Annotated in this window: 14 protein-coding genes and 1 pseudogene; 8 read left to right on the top strand and 7 right to left on the bottom strand. The window is 70.9% G+C overall.

From position 1 onward, the window contains the following. Window positions 1-104: 104 nt before the first annotated feature. The 3 genes from ASD38_RS04080 (at window position 105) to ASD38_RS04070 (ending at window position 2,044) form a co-directional block, all read left to right on the top strand. A complete protein-coding gene (locus tag ASD38_RS04080; protein WP_056435537.1) occupies window positions 105-482 on the top strand; it encodes a DUF4870 family protein in 378 nt (125 codons plus the stop codon). Continuing rightward, complete coding sequence (locus ASD38_RS04075) at window positions 482-898, top strand: DUF4870 family protein (protein ID WP_056457776.1); 417 nt, start codon at window positions 482-484, stop codon at window positions 896-898. The genes ASD38_RS04080 and ASD38_RS04075 overlap by 1 nt, the downstream gene beginning before the upstream one ends. Window positions 899-1,066: 168 nt before the next feature. Beyond that, on the top strand, window positions 1,067-2,044 hold the full coding sequence (locus ASD38_RS04070) for a tetratricopeptide repeat protein (RefSeq protein ID WP_056457773.1): 978 nt from the start codon (window positions 1,067-1,069) through the stop codon (window positions 2,042-2,044). A 206-nt stretch (window positions 2,045-2,250) separates the two neighbouring features. Here ASD38_RS04070 and ASD38_RS04065 read toward each other — a convergent pair whose 3' ends face one another. Then, window positions 2,251-3,138, bottom strand: a complete 888-nt coding sequence (locus ASD38_RS04065; RefSeq protein ID WP_056457770.1) for a branched-chain amino acid aminotransferase — start codon at window positions 3,136-3,138, stop codon at window positions 2,251-2,253. Window positions 3,139-3,281: 143 nt separating this feature from the next. On the opposite strand from ASD38_RS04065, the gene ASD38_RS04060 reads away from it, so the two are divergent. The 3 genes from ASD38_RS04060 (at window position 3,282) to ASD38_RS04050 (ending at window position 6,008) form a co-directional block, all read left to right on the top strand. Then, window positions 3,282-3,776 carry a MarR family winged helix-turn-helix transcriptional regulator gene (locus ASD38_RS04060; protein ID WP_442857010.1) on the top strand — a complete coding sequence of 165 codons (495 nt, stop codon included), beginning with the start codon at window positions 3,282-3,284 and terminating at the stop codon, window positions 3,774-3,776. After that, window positions 3,773-4,474, top strand: coding sequence for a response regulator (locus ASD38_RS04055; RefSeq protein WP_056457764.1), 702 nt, complete (start codon window positions 3,773-3,775; stop codon window positions 4,472-4,474). The genes ASD38_RS04060 and ASD38_RS04055 overlap by 4 nt, the downstream gene beginning before the upstream one ends. A 187-nt stretch (window positions 4,475-4,661) precedes the next feature. Then, window positions 4,662-6,008: an ATP-binding protein gene (locus ASD38_RS04050; protein ID WP_056435554.1), complete on the top strand. Its 1,347-nt coding sequence runs from the start codon at window positions 4,662-4,664 to the stop codon at window positions 6,006-6,008. Window positions 6,009-6,162: 154 nt separating this feature from the next. Here the strand turns inward: ASD38_RS04050 and ASD38_RS04045 are convergent. Next, a pseudogene (locus ASD38_RS04045) lies at window positions 6,163-7,676 on the bottom strand (acetolactate synthase large subunit). A gap of 220 nt (window positions 7,677-7,896) precedes the next feature. Here ASD38_RS04045 and ASD38_RS04040 point away from each other — a divergent pair. Continuing rightward, a complete protein-coding gene (locus ASD38_RS04040; RefSeq protein WP_056435558.1) occupies window positions 7,897-8,586 on the top strand; it encodes a lysoplasmalogenase in 690 nt (229 codons plus the stop codon). A 106-nt stretch (window positions 8,587-8,692) separates the two neighbouring features. Here ASD38_RS04040 and ASD38_RS04035 read toward each other — a convergent pair whose 3' ends face one another. From ASD38_RS04035 to ASD38_RS04015, 5 genes are all read right to left on the bottom strand, one after another. Then, complete coding sequence (locus tag ASD38_RS04035; protein ID WP_056435562.1) at window positions 8,693-10,513, bottom strand: feruloyl-CoA synthase; 1,821 nt, start codon at window positions 10,511-10,513, stop codon at window positions 8,693-8,695. Between the two features lie 182 nt (window positions 10,514-10,695). Further along, complete coding sequence (locus ASD38_RS04030; RefSeq protein WP_235523749.1) at window positions 10,696-11,967, bottom strand: RNA polymerase sigma factor; 1,272 nt, start codon at window positions 11,965-11,967, stop codon at window positions 10,696-10,698. 40 nt (window positions 11,968-12,007) lie between these two features. Continuing rightward, the gene (locus ASD38_RS04025; protein ID WP_056435566.1) at window positions 12,008-12,361 is read right to left on the bottom strand and encodes a YciI family protein; all 354 of its coding nucleotides are present in this window, start codon (window positions 12,359-12,361) and stop codon (window positions 12,008-12,010) included. Window positions 12,362-12,473: 112 nt separating this feature from the next. Further along, window positions 12,474-12,830, bottom strand: a complete 357-nt coding sequence (locus ASD38_RS04020) for a YciI family protein (protein WP_056435569.1) — start codon at window positions 12,828-12,830, stop codon at window positions 12,474-12,476. 225 nt (window positions 12,831-13,055) lie between these two features. Then, complete coding sequence (locus ASD38_RS04015) at window positions 13,056-14,390, bottom strand: dihydroorotase (protein WP_056457761.1); 1,335 nt, start codon at window positions 14,388-14,390, stop codon at window positions 13,056-13,058. 142 nt (window positions 14,391-14,532) lie between these two features. On the opposite strand from ASD38_RS04015, the gene pip reads away from it, so the two are divergent. Next, on the top strand, window positions 14,533-15,618 hold the full coding sequence (pip, locus tag ASD38_RS04010) for a prolyl aminopeptidase (RefSeq protein ID WP_056457758.1): 1,086 nt from the start codon (window positions 14,533-14,535) through the stop codon (window positions 15,616-15,618). Window positions 15,619-15,654: the final 36 nt, after the last annotated feature.

The following is a 15,654-nucleotide window of genomic DNA, read 5'->3' as shown; positions in this document are numbered from 1 at the left end:
CCACTGCCCGTCGTCCTCGGAACAAGTCCGAGGATGACGAACGTTTTGCCCGCCTTACAGCACCTTCATTTGCGTTGCGGGCCGGAATTGACGACCATCGTTCCATGAGCCAGACCGATCCCGCCGCCGATCCCGCCGTCCCGCCCGCCCTGCAGGACGACAAGACCATGCCGCTGGTGGTCTACGCCCTGTATCTGGCCGGACTGATCTCGGCCGGCCTGACGGGCTTTGTCGGCGTGATCCTGGCCTATGTCAGCAAGGACGCCGCGCCCGAATGGCTGCGGAGCCACTACGTCTTCCAGATCCGCACGTTCTGGCTGTCGCTGCTGTTCGGCTTGATCGGCCTGGTGCTGACCCCGGTGGGGATAGGCTTCGTGATCCTGCCGGCGGTCTGGGTCTGGACCGCGGTGCGATGCGTCCTCGGCCTGTCCTGGCTGTTGAAGGTTCAGCCCTATCCCACGCCCCGCAACTGGATGATCTGATGAGCGACGCCGCCCAAACCGCCCCCGCCCCGCCTTCGGGCCGGGTCGAGGAAGACAAGATCCTGCCGATCGTGGTCTACGCCCTGTACCTGCTGGGCTTCACCAACGGCCTGACCTTCCTGGTCGGGCTGATCGTCGCCTACGTCAATCGCGAGACGGCCGGGCCGATCAACGCCAGCCACTACACCTTCGCCATCCGCACCTTCTGGATGTCGATCGGGTGGTTCCTGATCGGCGCGGCCATGTTCTTCTTCGGCCTGATCCTGGCGGTGCTGCTGATCGGCATCCCGATGCTGATGGTCGGCGGCGCGATCATGGGGGCGATCGGCGTCTTCTTCGCGGTCCGCTGCATCATGGGCCTGGTCTATCTGCTGAAGGGCGAGGCCTATCCGCGGCCGACCACCTGGTTGATCTGACGCCCAGTTCCGCTAAGCGTGGCCGTTTCCAAGGCGCCCACGTCGCGTGGCGCCCGTAAACGCGTCGCTTCACGCCGGGCCTTCCCCTGGCGGTTGAGACGCCTCGACGCGGGGGCGGCGCTGGGCTGACCTTCCGCTCCTTACGAACGCGGTCATGAAGGGGGTGACATGATGGCTCGACTCGTAGGGATCATCCTCGGGATGATCCTGGCGACATCGGGGTACGTCATCGCGGGTCTGGGCGTCCTGGGGGACTGGGCGCAGAACCTCGATCTCGGGCCTTTCGAGCCACACCGCCCGTTCGTGGGCTGGGCGGCGGCGATCACGGGGGCCGTGTTGCTCGTCGCCGCCCTGACCCCGCGCCCCAAGCGCAAGTCGCGGCGCAAGCCGGCGCCGGTCGACCTGGAGCCGTCCCTGGCCGCCGCGCCGGTCATGGCCGTCGAGGCCGCGCCCGAGCCGACGCCCGTCGTCGCGCCCATTCTCGCGGATCCCATCGCCGCCACGCCCATCGTCGCGCCCATCATCCCGTCCGCGGCGCCCGCTCCGCCCATCGAAACCTTCGAGGACCTCCGCGCCCGCCTTGTGGCGTTAAGCCGCCAGGAGGCCTGGTCCCAGGCCGCCCAGACGCTGAACCGCCTGCTGCGCCTGGCCGGCGATGATCGGGAGAAGGCCCTGTCGCGCCGCGACCTGGGCGACTTCGCGCGCGGCCAGGGCCGGCTGGACGAGGCCGCCGAGGCCTATGACGAAGCCGTCAGCTACGCCCGCGCCGTCCGCGCCGCCCAGCCTGACGATTTCGCCGCCGACGAACTTCTGGCCAGCGCCCTGTCGGGCGTCGGCGATGTGGCCGAGATGGAGGGCCGCCTGAACGACGCCCTGTCGGCCTTCGAGGAGGCCTTGGCCCTGCGCCGCTCGCACGGCGGCCGCGAAGCCGCCGACCCCAACGCCCGCCGGGCTCTGTCGGTGTCGCTGGAACGCCTGGCCGACCTGCGCGAGGACCGGGGACATCGGATGCGGGCCCTGGACCTGTACCGCGAGAGCTACGACGTGGCGGCCCGGCTGGCGGCGGCCGATCCGGCCCGGTTCGGGGCGGACCTGGCCTCGACGCGGGCGCGGCTGGCGGAGCTTGAGGCGAAGGTGGCGGGGTAGGCTCACCCACTTGCCCCCACCTGACGGCTTCGCCGTCTGTCCGCCCCCATGGGGGGCGGAGGCCGCGCTCTCGCTCCTCTTCCCCCTGTGGGGGAAGACGGCCGCGAAGCGGCCCGTAGGGGGCAAGCGTTATCCGCCGAAACACAAAAAATCCCGGAGCAGCCAAGCCGCTCCGGGATCATTTCATTCAGCCAAAGCCGCCAGCCTTACGCCGGCACCAGCTCCCGCCGCACCAGGCGCGCATACTCGTCCATCAGCGACAGCGACAGGGCCGCCGGGGTGAACTTGAACTCGCCGATCTCCGACACCGGGGTGACCTCGGCGGCGGTGCCGACGATGAAGCACTCGGTGAAGTCGGCCAGCTCGTGCTTCTCGATGTGGCGCTCGACCACCTGGATCCCGCGCGACTTGGCGATCTGGATCACCGTCTGGCGGGTGATGCCGTTCAGGAAGCAGTCCGGGGTCGGGGTGTGCAGCACGCCGTCCTTGACGAAGAACACGTTGGCGCCGGTCGCCTCGGCGACATAGCCGCGATAGTCGACCATCATCGCGTCGGCGAAACCTTCCTTCTCCGCGGCGTGCTTGGAGATGGTGCAGATCATGTAGAGCCCGGCGGCCTTGGCGGCGGTCGGGATCGTGTTCGGCGCGGGACGGTCGTACTTGGCCCAGGTCAGGCGGATGCCCTTGGCCTTGGTCGCCGGGTCGAAATAGCTGGGCCATTCCCACACGGCGATGGCCACGTGGATCTTGGTCTGCTGCGCCGAAACGCCGATCATCTCGCTGCCGCGCCAGGCGATGGGCCGGACATAGCAGTCAGTCAGGCCGTTCTTGGCCGCGGTCTGCTTGCACGCCTCATCGATCTGCTCCACCGTGAAGGGGATCTTGAAATCGAGGATTTCGGCCGATTTGAACAGGCGCTCGGTATGCTCGGTCAGCTTGAAGATCTCGCCGCCATACATCCGCTCGCCCTCGAACACCGATGAGGCGTAGTGAAGGCCATGGGTCAATACGTGCACCTTCGCGTCCCGCCAGGCGACGAACTGGCCGTCCAGCCAGATCCAACCATCGCGATCGTCAAAGGGAACGAGAGACATCGGTCCAAGACCTCCTTATTTGGAACCCGGTTCTTAGACGCTCCGAGCCGCGGAAGGTCAAATAAAATGGACGCAAGCTGATGGCCGGGCCGCATTCATCGGGACCGCCGGGGACCCCAATGGGGGGCGTCTCGCCCGGCGGAATGGCAGGCGGCTCCACCGATCCGCGTCTGATCCTCGGCGAAGAGCAGCTGGACGGCGGCCTGGAGCTGCTGCTGCTGGCCGAGGCGGGCCTGTGGGCGGCGGTCGACGCGGCGCTGGAGGGCGAGGGACCGGGCCTGGGCCGCTCGCACTGGCGCGCCGCCTTCCTGTTGCGCCGCCGGCCCGGCATCGGCGTGCAGGACCTTTCCAGGCTGACCAGCCTGTCCAAGCAGGCGGCCAGCAAGACCCTGTCGGACCTGCAGCGCCTGGGCCTGGCCCAGAAGGCGGCCGGCGACCTGGACGCCCGCCGGCGGCCGGCCGAGCTTACCCCCGAGGGGATCGCCTTCGAGTACCGGGTGGCCGAGCGCCTGCGCACCCTGCTGGGCCGCGCCTATCGCACCGGCGGCCTGGACGGGGTGGCCGGGGCGCGGCGAATCCTGGCGGCCCTGGCCGGACCGCGCCAAGGTGTCGGCCTCAACCGCCGGGACGGGCTATGACCCCAGACGAACGCGCCGAGCGCCACCTGCTGGTCGTCGACGACGACGACCGCATCCGCACCCTGCTCAAGGAGTTCCTGACCCGCGCCGGCTTCCGGGTCAGCGCAGCGGCCGACGCCGCCCACGCCGATCGGCTGACCGGGGCGATGGACTTCGACCTGCTGGTGCTGGACGTGATGATGCCCGGCGAGGACGGCTTTTCGTTCACCAAGCGGCTGCGGGCCCGGGGCGGCGAGGCCGGCAAGACGCCGATCCTGATGCTGACCGCCCGCGACCAGACCAACGACCGGATCGAGGGCCTGACCCACGGCGCCGACGACTACCTGGCCAAGCCGTTCGAGCCGCGCGAACTGCTGCTGCGCATCGAGTCGATCCTGCGCCGCGCCGCGCCCAAGCCGTCGGGTCCGCGCGCGCTCAGCCTGGGGGCTTGCGCCTTCGAGCCCGAGCGCGGCGAGCTGACCCGCGACGGCGAGCCGATCCGGCTGACCGAGGCCGAGGTCGCCCTGCTGCGCCGCCTGGCCAAGGCGGCCCACGCCGCGGTCGACCGCCTGGAGCTGGCCCGCGACACCGTCGACGCCACCGGCCGCGCCGTCGACGTCCAGGTCACCCGCCTGCGCCGCAAGATCGAACCCGACCCGAAAAATCCGCGCTATCTGCAGACAGTGCGTGGGATCGGCTATCGGCTGGCGCCGGACTGATGGGAGCACCCCACATAGTTTTCGCACGAGAAAGCCTGTCATCCCGGACAAGCGCGCAGCGCGCCGATCCGGGACCGACGCGTGAACTCAGCGCTTCCGGCGGTCCCGGATCTTCGCTGCGCTACGTCCGGGATGACAGGCTTCTTGAACAGGCGCGCCACCTCCCCCACGGGGGGAGGACCTAGTCATGTTCCGGCTCCGCACGCGCCTCTTCATTCCCCGCCAGATCAAGCGGTGGCTGCCGACCTCGCTGTTCGGCCGCTCGCTGCTGATCATCGTCCTGCCCGTGGCGGTGATGCAGATCGCCGTCACCTGGGCGTTCTTCGACGCCCACTGGGAGACCGTCACCAGCCGCCTGTCCGAGGGCCTGGCCGGCGACGTCGCCTGGGCGGTGCAGACCTACAAGGACGACCCCTCGCCCGAGGCGCTGGATAAGATGGCCGAGCGGGCCGAGGAGTCGATGTCGCTGTCGATCGCCCTGCAGAAAGGCCGCAAGCTGCCGACCGGCCAGCGGCCGTCGCTGTTCGCCTCGCTGGACCGCTCGCTGCGCACGGCCCTGGACGACCGGCTGGACGACCCGTTCTGGTTCGACACCACCCGCTATCCCGGCCACGTCGACATCCGCGTGCAGGTCAAGGAAGGCGTGCTGCGGATCATCGCCCCGCGCGACCGGGCCTTCGCCACCCAGGGCCACATCTTCATCCTGTGGATGGTGGTGGCCACCCTGCTGCTGACGGCGGTGGCGATCCTGTTCATCCGCAACCAGGTGCGGGCCATCGAGCGCCTGGCCGACGCGGCCGACGCCTTCGGGCGCGGCATCGACCAGGCGGCCTTCAAGCCGCACGGCGCGCGCGAGGTGCGCCAGGCGGCGACGGCCTTCCTGGCCATGAAGGCCCGCATCCAGCGCCATATCGAGCAGCGCACCGCCCTGCTGGCCAGCGTCAGCCACGACCTGCGCACGCCCCTGACCCGGCTGAAGCTGGAGATCGCCCTGGCCGAGCCCAGCCCGCAGCTGGAGGCCATGGCCCGCGACCTCTCCGAAATGGAGCACATGATCGACGAGTACCTGGCCTTCGCGCGCGGCGAGGGTGGCGAGGAAGCGCGGCAGGTCATGCTGCGGCCGCTGATCGAGGGCGTCTGCGAGGGCGCTCAGCGGGCCGGCGCCAGGGTCGAGGTGTCGATCGGCGACGACCTGTCGGCCACCCTTCGGCCCCAGGCCTTCAAGCGCGCCCTGGCCAACCTGATCGACAACGCCGCCTCGCATGGCGAGACCGTGCGGGTGTCCTCCACCGCCGCCCCGACCGGCGGGGTGTGGATCTTCGTCGACGACGACGGCCCCGGCATCCCCGACGACCGCCACGAGGAGGCCTTCCGCCCGTTCAACCGCCTGGACGAGTCGCGGAACCAGAACGAGAAGGGCGTGGGCCTGGGCCTGGCCATCGCCCGCGACATGGCGCGGGGGCTGGGCGGCGAGCTGACGCTGCAGCGCTCGCCGATGGGCGGGCTGAGGGCGGTGCTGAGGTTGCCGGGTTAGATCGGGGCAGAGCAGGACGCCCCCTCCGTCACGATGCGTATTCGCATCGCGCCACCTCCCCCGTTTTCACGGGTGAGGAAAGGACGGCGCGGATCACTTCTCCTCACCCGTGAAACGGGGGAGGTGGCGAGCAAAGCCCGACGGAGGGGGCGTCCTACCGCATCGCCGCTTCGATGAAATGCGGCCCCGGCTCGCGCATCGCTCGCGCCATGGCCTCGTCGAACGCCTCGGCCGTCTCGACCCGCTCGGCCGGCAGGCCCAGCCCGCCCGCCACCGACACCCAGTCGATGCGCGGGTCCGACAGGTCCAGCAGCCGCGACGCCGCCGGGCCCGGCTCGCCGCCGCCGGTGCGGACCATCTCGATGCCGAGGATGCGGTAGGCGTGGTTGGCGAACACCACCACGGTGACGTCCAGCTTCTCGCGGGCGATCGTCCAGAGCCCTTGCACCGTGTACATCCCCGCCCCGTCGCCGTTCAGGCTCAAGACCTTGCGGTCCGGGCAGGCCACGGCCGCGCCGATGGCCAACGGGATGCCCTGGCCGATCGCCCCGCCGGTCAGGGACAGCCAGTCGTGGGCCCGGGCGTTGCGGGTCTGGGTGAAGATCGGCAAGCCGGCGGTCACCGCGTCGTCGGAGATGATCCCGCCCGTCGGCATGTGGCGGGCGATGGCCGCGCCCATCGCCCAGGCGTCCAGCTTTCCGGCCGGGGCCGGCGGCTTGGCGTAGGGCTCGACGGCCCCGGCGGCCGGCGCGCCCAACACCTCGGCGAGCGCGTCCAACGCGGCGGCCGCGTCGGTTCCGCGGTCGCTCAGGGTCAAGGTCGCGCAGCCGTCGGGAACCAGCACGCTGGGCCGGTCGGGATAGGCGAAGAAGGCCACCGGTTCGGTGGTGGCGACCAGCACCATCAGGTCCACGCCGTCGAGGTCCTTCAGGGCCTGCTCGCCGAAATAGGGCAGCTTGTCGGGCCGGAAGCGCCCTTCGCCGCGCGCCTGGCGGGCGGTGAAGGTGTCGGTCAGCACGCGGACGCCGGTGGCCGCGATCCGTCCGGCGGCAGCGACGGCGGCTTCGCCGCACGCGCCCGAGCCCAGCAGCAGGACCGGCTTGGCGGCGGCCTTCAGGGCCTTGGCGACGGCGGCGACGGCGGCCGGGTCCGGGGCGCGGAAGCGCGGCCGCGCGATCACCGGCCCGGCGGTGTCGGTCTCGTTCCAGGCGCTGTCGGCGGGCAGGATCAGGCAGGCCGCGCCGCCCGGCGCGCCGAAGCTGGCGGCCACGGCCTCGGCGGCCAGCGGCCCGACCGAATCAGCGCTGTCGGCCGACCTGACCCAGATGGCGTTGGGCGCGGCCAGGGCGGCGATGTCTGAATTCAACGGCGCGTCGTACTGGCGATGATGGGTCGCGTGGTCGCCGATCACGTTGACCGTGGGGGTGAAGGCGCGGCGGGCGTTGTGCAGGTTGGCCGCGCCGTTGGCGTAGCCGGGACCCAGATGCAGCAGGGTGCAGGCCGGCGTCCCGGTCATCCGCCCGTAGCCGTCGGCCGCCCCGGTCGCCACGCCCTCGAATCGCGGTCCAGAGCCGCGACGAACTGCATCTCGCTGGTGCCGGGATTGGCGAAACAGGCGGTGACGCCGTTGTCGGCCAGGGTGGTGATCAGGGCGTCCGCGCCGTTCATGGTCTTCTCCGTACCGGTTCGGACCAGCTTCCGACATTTCGTCGGGCGCGCCAACGCTGGTTGCGGGTTCGATGCACGAAGATCCGCGACCCAAACCCCCGTCATCCTCGGACTTGGTCCGAGGATGACGGTGAGGGAAGGTTGCGCGGACCCTGGCGCCTGTCGCAGTCTGGCCCGCGCCGAAGCGCCGCCGAAGAGCGGACCGGCCCAGGGGGAAGCGATGTCTCAAACAACCAACCAGACCGAACGCCTGGCGAAGGCCGTGCTGATCGCCTCGATCCTGGCCGGGGTCAGCTATGTCGCGGCCTGGGACCGGGGCCTGCCGCAGGTCGTCGAACTGACCTGGAAGGGCCTGGGCGTGGGACTGCTGGCGGTCTACGCCGCCCTGAACGCCAGAAGCCTGAACGGCTGGCTGCTGGTCGCGGTGATGGCCTTCGGCGCCTTGGGCGACGTGCTGCTGGGCGCGGCCGGACTGACGGTCGGGGCGCTGGCCTTCCTGGCCGGACACCTGGTCGCCATCGGCCTCTATCTGCGCAACCGGCGACCGAAGCCCGCCCGCAGCCAACTGGCCCTGGCGCTCGTGCTGGTTCCGGCCGTGGTGACCGTCGCCTTCCTGCTGCCCGCCGACCGGGCTGGCGCGCCGGGCGTGGCGTTCTACAGCCTGGGCCTGGCGCTGATGGCGGCGACCGCCTGGCTCAGCCGGTTCCCGCGCCATCGAGTCGGCGCGGGCGCGCTGATGTTCGTGGTCTCCGACCTGCTGATCTTCGGCCGAGGCGGACCCTGGCCGGACAGCTTCACGGTCGGGCTGGCGGTGTGGGGGCTGTACTATTTCGGGCAGATGCTGATCTGCGTGGGGGTGGTGCGGGCGCTCATGGAAGGTCCTCCCCCCGTGGGGGAGGTGTCGGCGTAGCCGACGGAGGGGGGAGCGGTCGGATGACGGCCGGGTCCGGGACCGACGATCCTAAGACTCCCCCCACCGGCCTTCGGCCGCCTCCCCCACAGGGGGAGGGCCTGATTCAGGAAAACACCATCACCCCGTCATCCGGCTCGTCCGCGAACAGCCGCGCCAGCTCCGCCGGCCGCCGTTCCCGGGCCATGGCCTGGTTGATGTAGCCCTTGTCGGTCAGCTCGCCGGACGCCGCATCGGGCGGGCCGTCCAGGATCAGCGCGCGGGTCACCTTGCCGCCGCCCTTGGCCAGGCTGTTCAGCCGTTCCAGCCCGGCGCGGACCGCCGCCTTCACCGCCTCGGGCTCGCCGATCCGCAGACAGGCCTTGGGGTCGAGGAACAGCATCAGCCCCACGCCGGCCTGCCCCTCGCCGCAGACCACGGCGTCCGACACCGCCCCGGCGATCGCCGAGACCGCCGCCACCCGCAGGGCGCCGGCCACCACGAACGTGCCGTTGGCCAGCTTGAAGTTCTCGACCAGCCGTCCGTCGAACACCAGGCCCGCCGAGGGGTTCAGCCGGTCGGCCAGCTTGGCCGCGTCGCCCAGCCGGTAGAAGCCGTCCTCGTCGAACGCCGCCGCCGAGGCCTCGGGCATGTCCAGATACCCGGGCGAGACCTGCGGGCCCTTGACCCGGATCTCGAACTTGTCGGGCGGACCGTCGGCGACCGGGACCAGCTTGACCGCCGTGCCGGGCGTGGGCAGGCCGACCATGCCCGAGCGGGCGTTCAGCCAGTGAATGTTGCAGGCGGTCGGGCCGGTCTCGGTGGCGCCGTAGCCGGCCGCGAAGGTCACCCGGCAGCCGATCGTGCGCAGCGCCACGGCCTGGACCCGGTCCAGGATCGACTGGGCCATCGACGCCCCGCCGTACTGCAGCACCCGCACCTTCTCGAAGAACCGGGCCGCCAGGGCGTGGTCGCGCTCCAGCTCGCCGACCAGCAGGCCCCAGCCGGCCGGGACCATGTTGTGATAGGTCGTCGCCACTTCGCGCAGGTTGCGGATCGTCTCGTCGAAGCGGCCGGTCACCGGCTGGCCGGCGTCGATGTACAGGGTCCCGCCCCGGTGCAGCACCATGTGCAGGATGGCGTTGGCGCCCAGGCTGTGGCTCCAGGGCGCGGAATTGACCAGCACCGGCGGGTCGGGGTCCTCGTAGCAGGCGGCGATCTGGGCGGCGTTCAGCGCGACATTGGCGTGGGTGCAGATCACCGCCTTGGGCAGGCCGGTCGAGCCCGAGGTCAGCAGCAGCTTGGCGACGTCGTCGGGCCGGCAGGCGGGCGGGACCGGATCGCCGGCCGCCAAGGTCTCGAACCCCACGTCGCCATCGCGGGCGTTGCGGCTGGCCACGACCGGCAGGCCGGCCAGGAACGGCGCGGCCAGGGCGTCGGCGAAGGCCTCGGCGTCGTCGACATAGACCGCCGCCGGCTTCAGCCGCTCGACCGCGAAGGCCAGGCGGGAGAGGTCCGCGCCCTTCAGGCCGTACTGCGGCGAGACCGGGGCGATCGGCGCGCCCAGGCTCATGGCCGCGTAGCCGACCAGGGCGTTGTCGATCCCGTTGCGGGCCAGGATCAGCAGGGGCTTGCCGCGCGACAGCCCCCCCTTTCCCGAATCAAGCCTGGAAAGACCGCCGGCCAGGCGGGCGACCTGATCGGCCGCCTCGGCATAGGTCACGGTTCGCCAGCCCTCTGCCCCGGCCGCCGGCCGCTCGGCCAGCCAGACGCGGTGCGGGGTCTGCGACGCCCAGCGGACCAGCGGCGCGGTCACGGTCTGGACGGTTTTGGAATAGGGCGTGGGATTGCGCAGGATCAGGACGTCGCCGCGTCGTTCGACGTCAAGCGCCCGGGGCGCGTAGCGGGCGTCGCGGAACGGCGCTTGGGTCTCTTGCGTCCCATCCATGAGTCGAAGTGTTAACCAGGCCGTGGCGGGTGGCAATCCACCATCCCTCATTGTCCGCTCATCCCGGCCAACGCCGGGACCCAGATGGAAAGGCTGAGATGGCCTCCAGAATGCTCTGAGCTCGTCCCGTCAGCCCCACCGCTACGGGATCTGGATCCCGGCATTCGCCGGGATGAGCGGTTTTAGAGATGGGCCGCCTGCCCTCGCCTGCGCTCCAGCCACAACCGCTCGGCCGGGGCGGGGTCCAGGGCCAGGGCGCGGTCATAGGCGGCGAGGGCCTCGGCGCCGCGGCCCAGCCGGGCCAGCAGGTCGGCGCGCACGGCGTGGAACGGGCCGAAGTCGCGAAAGGCGGTCGAGTCCAGCCAGTCGACCTCGGCCAGGGCCAGGGCGGGTCCCGAGATCTCGGCCACCGCCACGGCGCGGTTCAGCCGCACCACCGCGTCGTCGCGCCATCGCAGCAGGGCGTCGTAGAGAGCCAGCACGGCGGGCCAGGGCGGCGGCTCGTCCAGGCCGGCGCGCGAGCACCAGGCCGCGTGGATGGCCGCCTGAAGCTGGCGCGGTCCGGGCCGCCGCCAGCGGGCGGCGCGGCGCAGCAGGTTTTCGGCGTCGACGATCAGCGGCCACCGCCACAGGGCCGGATCCTGTTCCGACAACGGCGTCATCGCTCCGCTGTCGTCCAGCCGGGCCGGGCGGCGGGCCTCGGCGTAGCGGACCAGGGCGGCGAAGGCCAGGCACTCCGGCTCATTGGGCAGCAGGTCGGCCAGGACGGCGGTCAGGTCCAGCATCTCCTGGGCGTAGCCGGCGTGCTGGCCCGCGCCAGCCGCGTCCTCGTGGGCCTTGGCGTAGGCGATCTCCAGGGTCGACAGCACCGCCCCGATCCGCTCGGGCCAGGCTTCCGGACCGGGCACCTCGAAGGCGATGCCGGCCTGGGCGATCTTGCGCTTGGCCCGCACCAGGCGCTGGGCCAGGGTCGGTTCGGACACCAGGAAGGCCCGGGCGATCTCCTGGGTCGACAGCCCGCAGACCAGGCGCAGGGTCAGGGCCGCGCGGGCGTCGGGCGCGACGGCCGGGTGGCAGCAGACGAAGATCAGCCGCAGCCGCTCGTCCGGGATCAGGCGCGCATCGTCGATCATCGCGTCCTCCGCGCTGGGGGGCGGCGGCGGCGGGTCGGGGACCAGCCGGCTCCGCACGCCGCGCCGCCGCAGCATGTCCAGCGCCCGCCGCTGGGCGACGCTGTAGAGCCAGGCGGCCGGGTCGCGGGGCTCCCCCCCGCCTTCCTTAGGGTCTTTCGGCCAGGCCTGGGCCGCGTTCAGGCAGGCCTCGGCGAACGCCTCCTCGGCCAGGTCCAGGTCGCGGAACTTGGCGGCCAGGGCGGCGATCACCCGCCCACCGTGCGTCCGCGCCGCCTGGTCGAGGAGACCCTTGCCCATGGACGGCGCTTTGTCTTGGCGCATTTTCTTCACGCGAACCGGCGTCCACTTGCCTCGAAAATGCTTACGTCGTCCCGTCGATCACCGGCCGCACCTCGACCGAGCCGTCGCCCGACAGCGGCAGCTTGCGGGCCCAGGCCAGGGCGGCGTCGAGGTCGGGCGCCTCGATCAGGTAGAAGCCGCCCAGCTGCTCCTTGCTCTCGGCGAACGGCCCGTCGTGCAGGCCGCACTGGCCGTTGGCCCGGCGCACGGTGGTGGCGGTGTTGGCGGTCTTCAGGCCCGCGCCACCGCGCATCAGACCCTTCTCGACCAGCTCGGCGGCGAAAGCTTCGTGCTGGGCGATGATGTCTTGCCAGGCGCGGCCGTTCTCGTCGCGATAGACGGCTTCGTCCTCGTAGATCAGCAGGGCGTATTGCATGGATCGATCCTCCTCGACGACCAGGCCGGCGGAGGCGCCGCCTCGGTCTCGGATCAGAGACGGGGCAGCCTCGCCGGACTCGACATTCACCCGCAAGTTTTTTGGCCGGCGCTCAGCAGGGGTTGTAGACCACCGCCCGGACCTCGACCTTGCCGCCCACGATCTGCGGGATCTTCCGCGCCCAGGCCTCGGCGGCGGCCATGTCGGGCGCCTCGATCAGGTAGAAGCCGGCCAGTTGCTCCTTGGTCTCGGCGAACGGCCCGTCGTGGACCACCTGGCCCTCGGCGGTCTGGGCGATGGTGCGGGCGGCCGGCGTGTCGGCCAGGCGCGCGCCCAGCCATTCCATGCCGGCGGCCCGCAGTTCGCCCTGCAGCCCCTCGTGCGCCGCGATGATGTCCGGCAGGGCGGCCTGGTTCTCCGGCCGCGCCCAGTCGGCTTCGCTGGAATAGATCATCAGCAGGTATTTCATCGAACCCTCCGTCGACGCGCGCCGCGCGCCCTCGCTGAAAGACGCGCGAGGTCGGAGGGATTCGACAGGGGGTGTGAGGAAAAGTCGAGAGGCGGTGCGGTGAACACTTGCCCCCTACGGATCGCTTCGCGATCGTCTTCCCCCACAGGGGGAAGAGGCGCGTCCTCCGCCCCCTATGGGGGCGGACAGGCGGCGAAGCCGCCAGGTGGGGGCAAGTGGGCGAGCCTACCCCGCCAGGGTCTCCAGGAACCGCACCGGCGCGCCCGTCCCCTCGGCCACGATCTCGTCGTCGCGCATCACCACGGTCCCGCGCACGATGGTCGCCACCGGCCAGGCCTTGGCCTCGAAGCCGTCGAACGGGGTCCAGCCCGAGCGGGTGGCCATCCAGTCGTGGGTGATGGTCCGCCTGGCCTTCATGTCGACGATGGTGAAGTCGGCGTCGTAGCCCTCGGCGATGCGGCCCTTGTCGGCCAGGCCGAACACCCGGTTGACGCCGTGGCTGGTCAGATCGACGAAGCGCTCCAGCGACAGCCTGCCGTCGACGACGTGGGTCAGCATGATCGGCACCAGCGTCTGGACGCCCGGCATGCCCGACGGCGAGGCCGGATAGGGCCGGGCCTTTTCCTCGCGGGTGTGGGGAGCGTGGTCGCTGCCCAGAACGTCGGCGATGCCGGTCTCGATGCCGCGCCAGACCCCGGCCACATGCTCGGCCGAGCGGATCGGCGGGTTCATCTGGGCGAAGCCCTTCAGCCGCTCATAGGCCTCGGGCGCCACCAGGGTCAGGTGCTGGGGCGTGACCTCGACGCTGGCCACGTCCTTGTTCTGGGCCAGGAAGTCGATCTCCTGGTGGGTGGTGACGTGCAGCACGTGGATGCGCTTGCCCAGGCTCTTGGCGATGCGGACCAGGCGGTGGGTCGACTGCAGGGCGGCCTGGGCGTCGCGCACCTCCGGGTGGCTGGTCCAGTCGCCGGGACGGGCCAGCGAGCGGCGCTCGGCCAGGCGGTATTCGTCCTCGGAGTGGAAGGCGGCGCGGCGGTTGACGTGCCGCAGCACGTTCTCGACGCCCTCGTCGTCCTGGACCAGCAGGGTGCCGGTGGAGGCGCCCATGAACACCTTGATGCCGCAGCAGCCGGGCAGCCGCTCCAGCTCGCCCAGGAAGGTGGCGTTCTCGTGGGTGCCGCCGACATAGAAGGCGTGGTCGGTGTGCATGCGGCCCTTGGCGCGGGCCAGCTTGTCGGCCAGGGCGTCCGGATCGGTGGTGGTCGGCTCGGTGTTGGGCATCTCGAACACCGCGACCACCCCGCCCAGGGCCGCGCCGCGCGAACCGCTCTCCAGGTCTTCCTTCCACTCCAGACCGGGTTCGCGGAAGTGGACCTGGCTGTCGATCACGCCGGGAAGGACGGTCAGGCCGCTCGCGTCGAAGATCTCGCCGGCCGAGGCCTGGCCGAGGTCGCCGATCGCGACGATCTTGCCGTTTCGCACGCCGATGTCGGTGAAGCCGCGTCCCGCGTGATTGACCACCTCGCCGCCGCGCACGATCAGGTCGAAGGTCTGGGTCATGGGGGCGCTCCTGCGAGGGTTTGGGGCGGTCTAGGAGGCCACCCTAGCCGCCGCAAGACCAAATATCGCCCGATTCCGACATTGACCGCCGCGCGCGGTGAGCGCACGTCCCCGCCATTCCCTTAGCGCGACGAGGCTCCCGATGGACTTTTCCAAACTCCAGACCACCAGCAAGGTCACGAGCGAGTGGAAGTATCCGCAAGGCGCGCCCAACCGGACGGGGCTGCTGCAGGTCGACCAGGGACCCGACCACAAGCTCTACTGGGAGGAATACGGCAATCCGGACGGCGAGCCGGTGATGTTCCTGCACGGCGGACCGGGCGGGGCCTGCGCGCCGGTGATGTCGCGGTTCTTCGATCCCCAGCGCTACCGGGTGATCCTGTTCGACCAGCGCGGCTGCGGGAAGAGCACGCCGACCGTGGCCTCTCACGGCCCGGCGATCGCCCTGACCCGCAACGACACCGACCATCTGGTCGCCGACATCAACGCCTTGCGGGGCGCCCTCGACATCACCGGGCCGATGCACGTGTTCGGCGGCAGCTGGGGCAGCACCCTGGCCCTGGTCTACGCCATTCGCCATCCCGAGCACGTCGCCTCGCTGATCCTGCGCGGCATCTTCCTGGGGACGCGCGAGGACCTGCTCTACATGTACCAGGGCAACGCGGCGGTGTTCGACAAGACGCCCCACGCCCTCAGCGAACCGGGCGCCTACGTGGCCTATCCCGACGAGTGGAAGGCCTTCGTGGAGGTCATCGCGCCGGAGAAACGCGGCGACATGATGGGGGCCTACAAGGCGATCTTCGACTCCAAGCCGGGCGACGACGCCGGCCGCCAGGCCCAGCTGCGCGCGGCCGTGGCCTGGTCGGTCTGGGAGGGCGCGATCTCGAATATGATCCCGCAGGCGGAGGATCCCGGCAAGTTCGGCGAGGCCGACTTCGCCCTGTGCTTCGCCCAGATCGAGGCCCACTTCTTCGCCAACGACCTGTTCCTGGAGCCAGACTACATCACGCGCAACGCCGGCAAGATCGCCGGGCTGCCGATCCACATCGTCCACGGCCGTTTCGACCAGGTCTGCCCGCTGACCCAGGCCTCGCGTCTGGTCGCGGCCCTGGAGGCCGTCGGCGCGAAACCGGCGACCTATGTGCGCACCAATGCCGGCCACAGCGCCATGGAGGCGCAGACCGTGCTGGCCCTGACGGCGATCATGGACGGGCTGGCGAGGTTCTAGGAACGCCCCCCTTTTCTCCGCTCATTCCGGCGAATG

The sequence above is a fragment of the Caulobacter sp. Root487D2Y genome, assembly GCF_001427165.1.
Taxonomy (GTDB): domain Bacteria; phylum Pseudomonadota; class Alphaproteobacteria; order Caulobacterales; family Caulobacteraceae; genus Caulobacter.
This window is presented reverse-complemented; position numbering and strand designations above follow the sequence as displayed.

Excerpts from the sequence above, each read along its gene's own strand:
- ASD38_RS04070 (WP_056457773.1), top strand. The coding sequence starts at position 1,067 with ATGATGGCTCGACTCGTAGGGATCATCCTCGGGATGATCCTGGCGACA.
- ASD38_RS04035 (WP_056435562.1), bottom strand. The coding sequence starts at position 10,513 with ATGGATGGGACGCAAGAGACCCAAGCGCCGTTCCGCGACGCCCGCTAC.
- pip (WP_056457758.1), top strand. The coding sequence starts at position 14,533 with ATGGACTTTTCCAAACTCCAGACCACCAGCAAGGTCACGAGCGAGTGG.
- ASD38_RS04075 (WP_056457776.1), top strand. The coding sequence starts at position 482 with ATGAGCGACGCCGCCCAAACCGCCCCCGCCCCGCCTTCGGGCCGGGTC.
- ASD38_RS04060 (WP_442857010.1), top strand. The coding sequence starts at position 3,282 with ATGGCAGGCGGCTCCACCGATCCGCGTCTGATCCTCGGCGAAGAGCAG.
- ASD38_RS04050 (WP_056435554.1), top strand. The coding sequence starts at position 4,662 with ATGTTCCGGCTCCGCACGCGCCTCTTCATTCCCCGCCAGATCAAGCGG.
- ASD38_RS04055 (WP_056457764.1), top strand. The coding sequence starts at position 3,773 with ATGACCCCAGACGAACGCGCCGAGCGCCACCTGCTGGTCGTCGACGAC.
- ASD38_RS04025 (WP_056435566.1), bottom strand. The coding sequence starts at position 12,361 with ATGCAATACGCCCTGCTGATCTACGAGGACGAAGCCGTCTATCGCGAC.
- ASD38_RS04015 (WP_056457761.1), bottom strand. The coding sequence starts at position 14,390 with ATGACCCAGACCTTCGACCTGATCGTGCGCGGCGGCGAGGTGGTCAAT.
- ASD38_RS04020 (WP_056435569.1), bottom strand. The coding sequence starts at position 12,830 with ATGAAATACCTGCTGATGATCTATTCCAGCGAAGCCGACTGGGCGCGG.
- ASD38_RS04080 (WP_056435537.1), top strand. The coding sequence starts at position 105 with ATGAGCCAGACCGATCCCGCCGCCGATCCCGCCGTCCCGCCCGCCCTG.
- ASD38_RS04065 (WP_056457770.1), bottom strand. The coding sequence starts at position 3,138 with ATGTCTCTCGTTCCCTTTGACGATCGCGATGGTTGGATCTGGCTGGAC.
- ASD38_RS04040 (WP_056435558.1), top strand. The coding sequence starts at position 7,897 with ATGTCTCAAACAACCAACCAGACCGAACGCCTGGCGAAGGCCGTGCTG.
- ASD38_RS04030 (WP_235523749.1), bottom strand. The coding sequence starts at position 11,967 with ATGCGCCAAGACAAAGCGCCGTCCATGGGCAAGGGTCTCCTCGACCAG.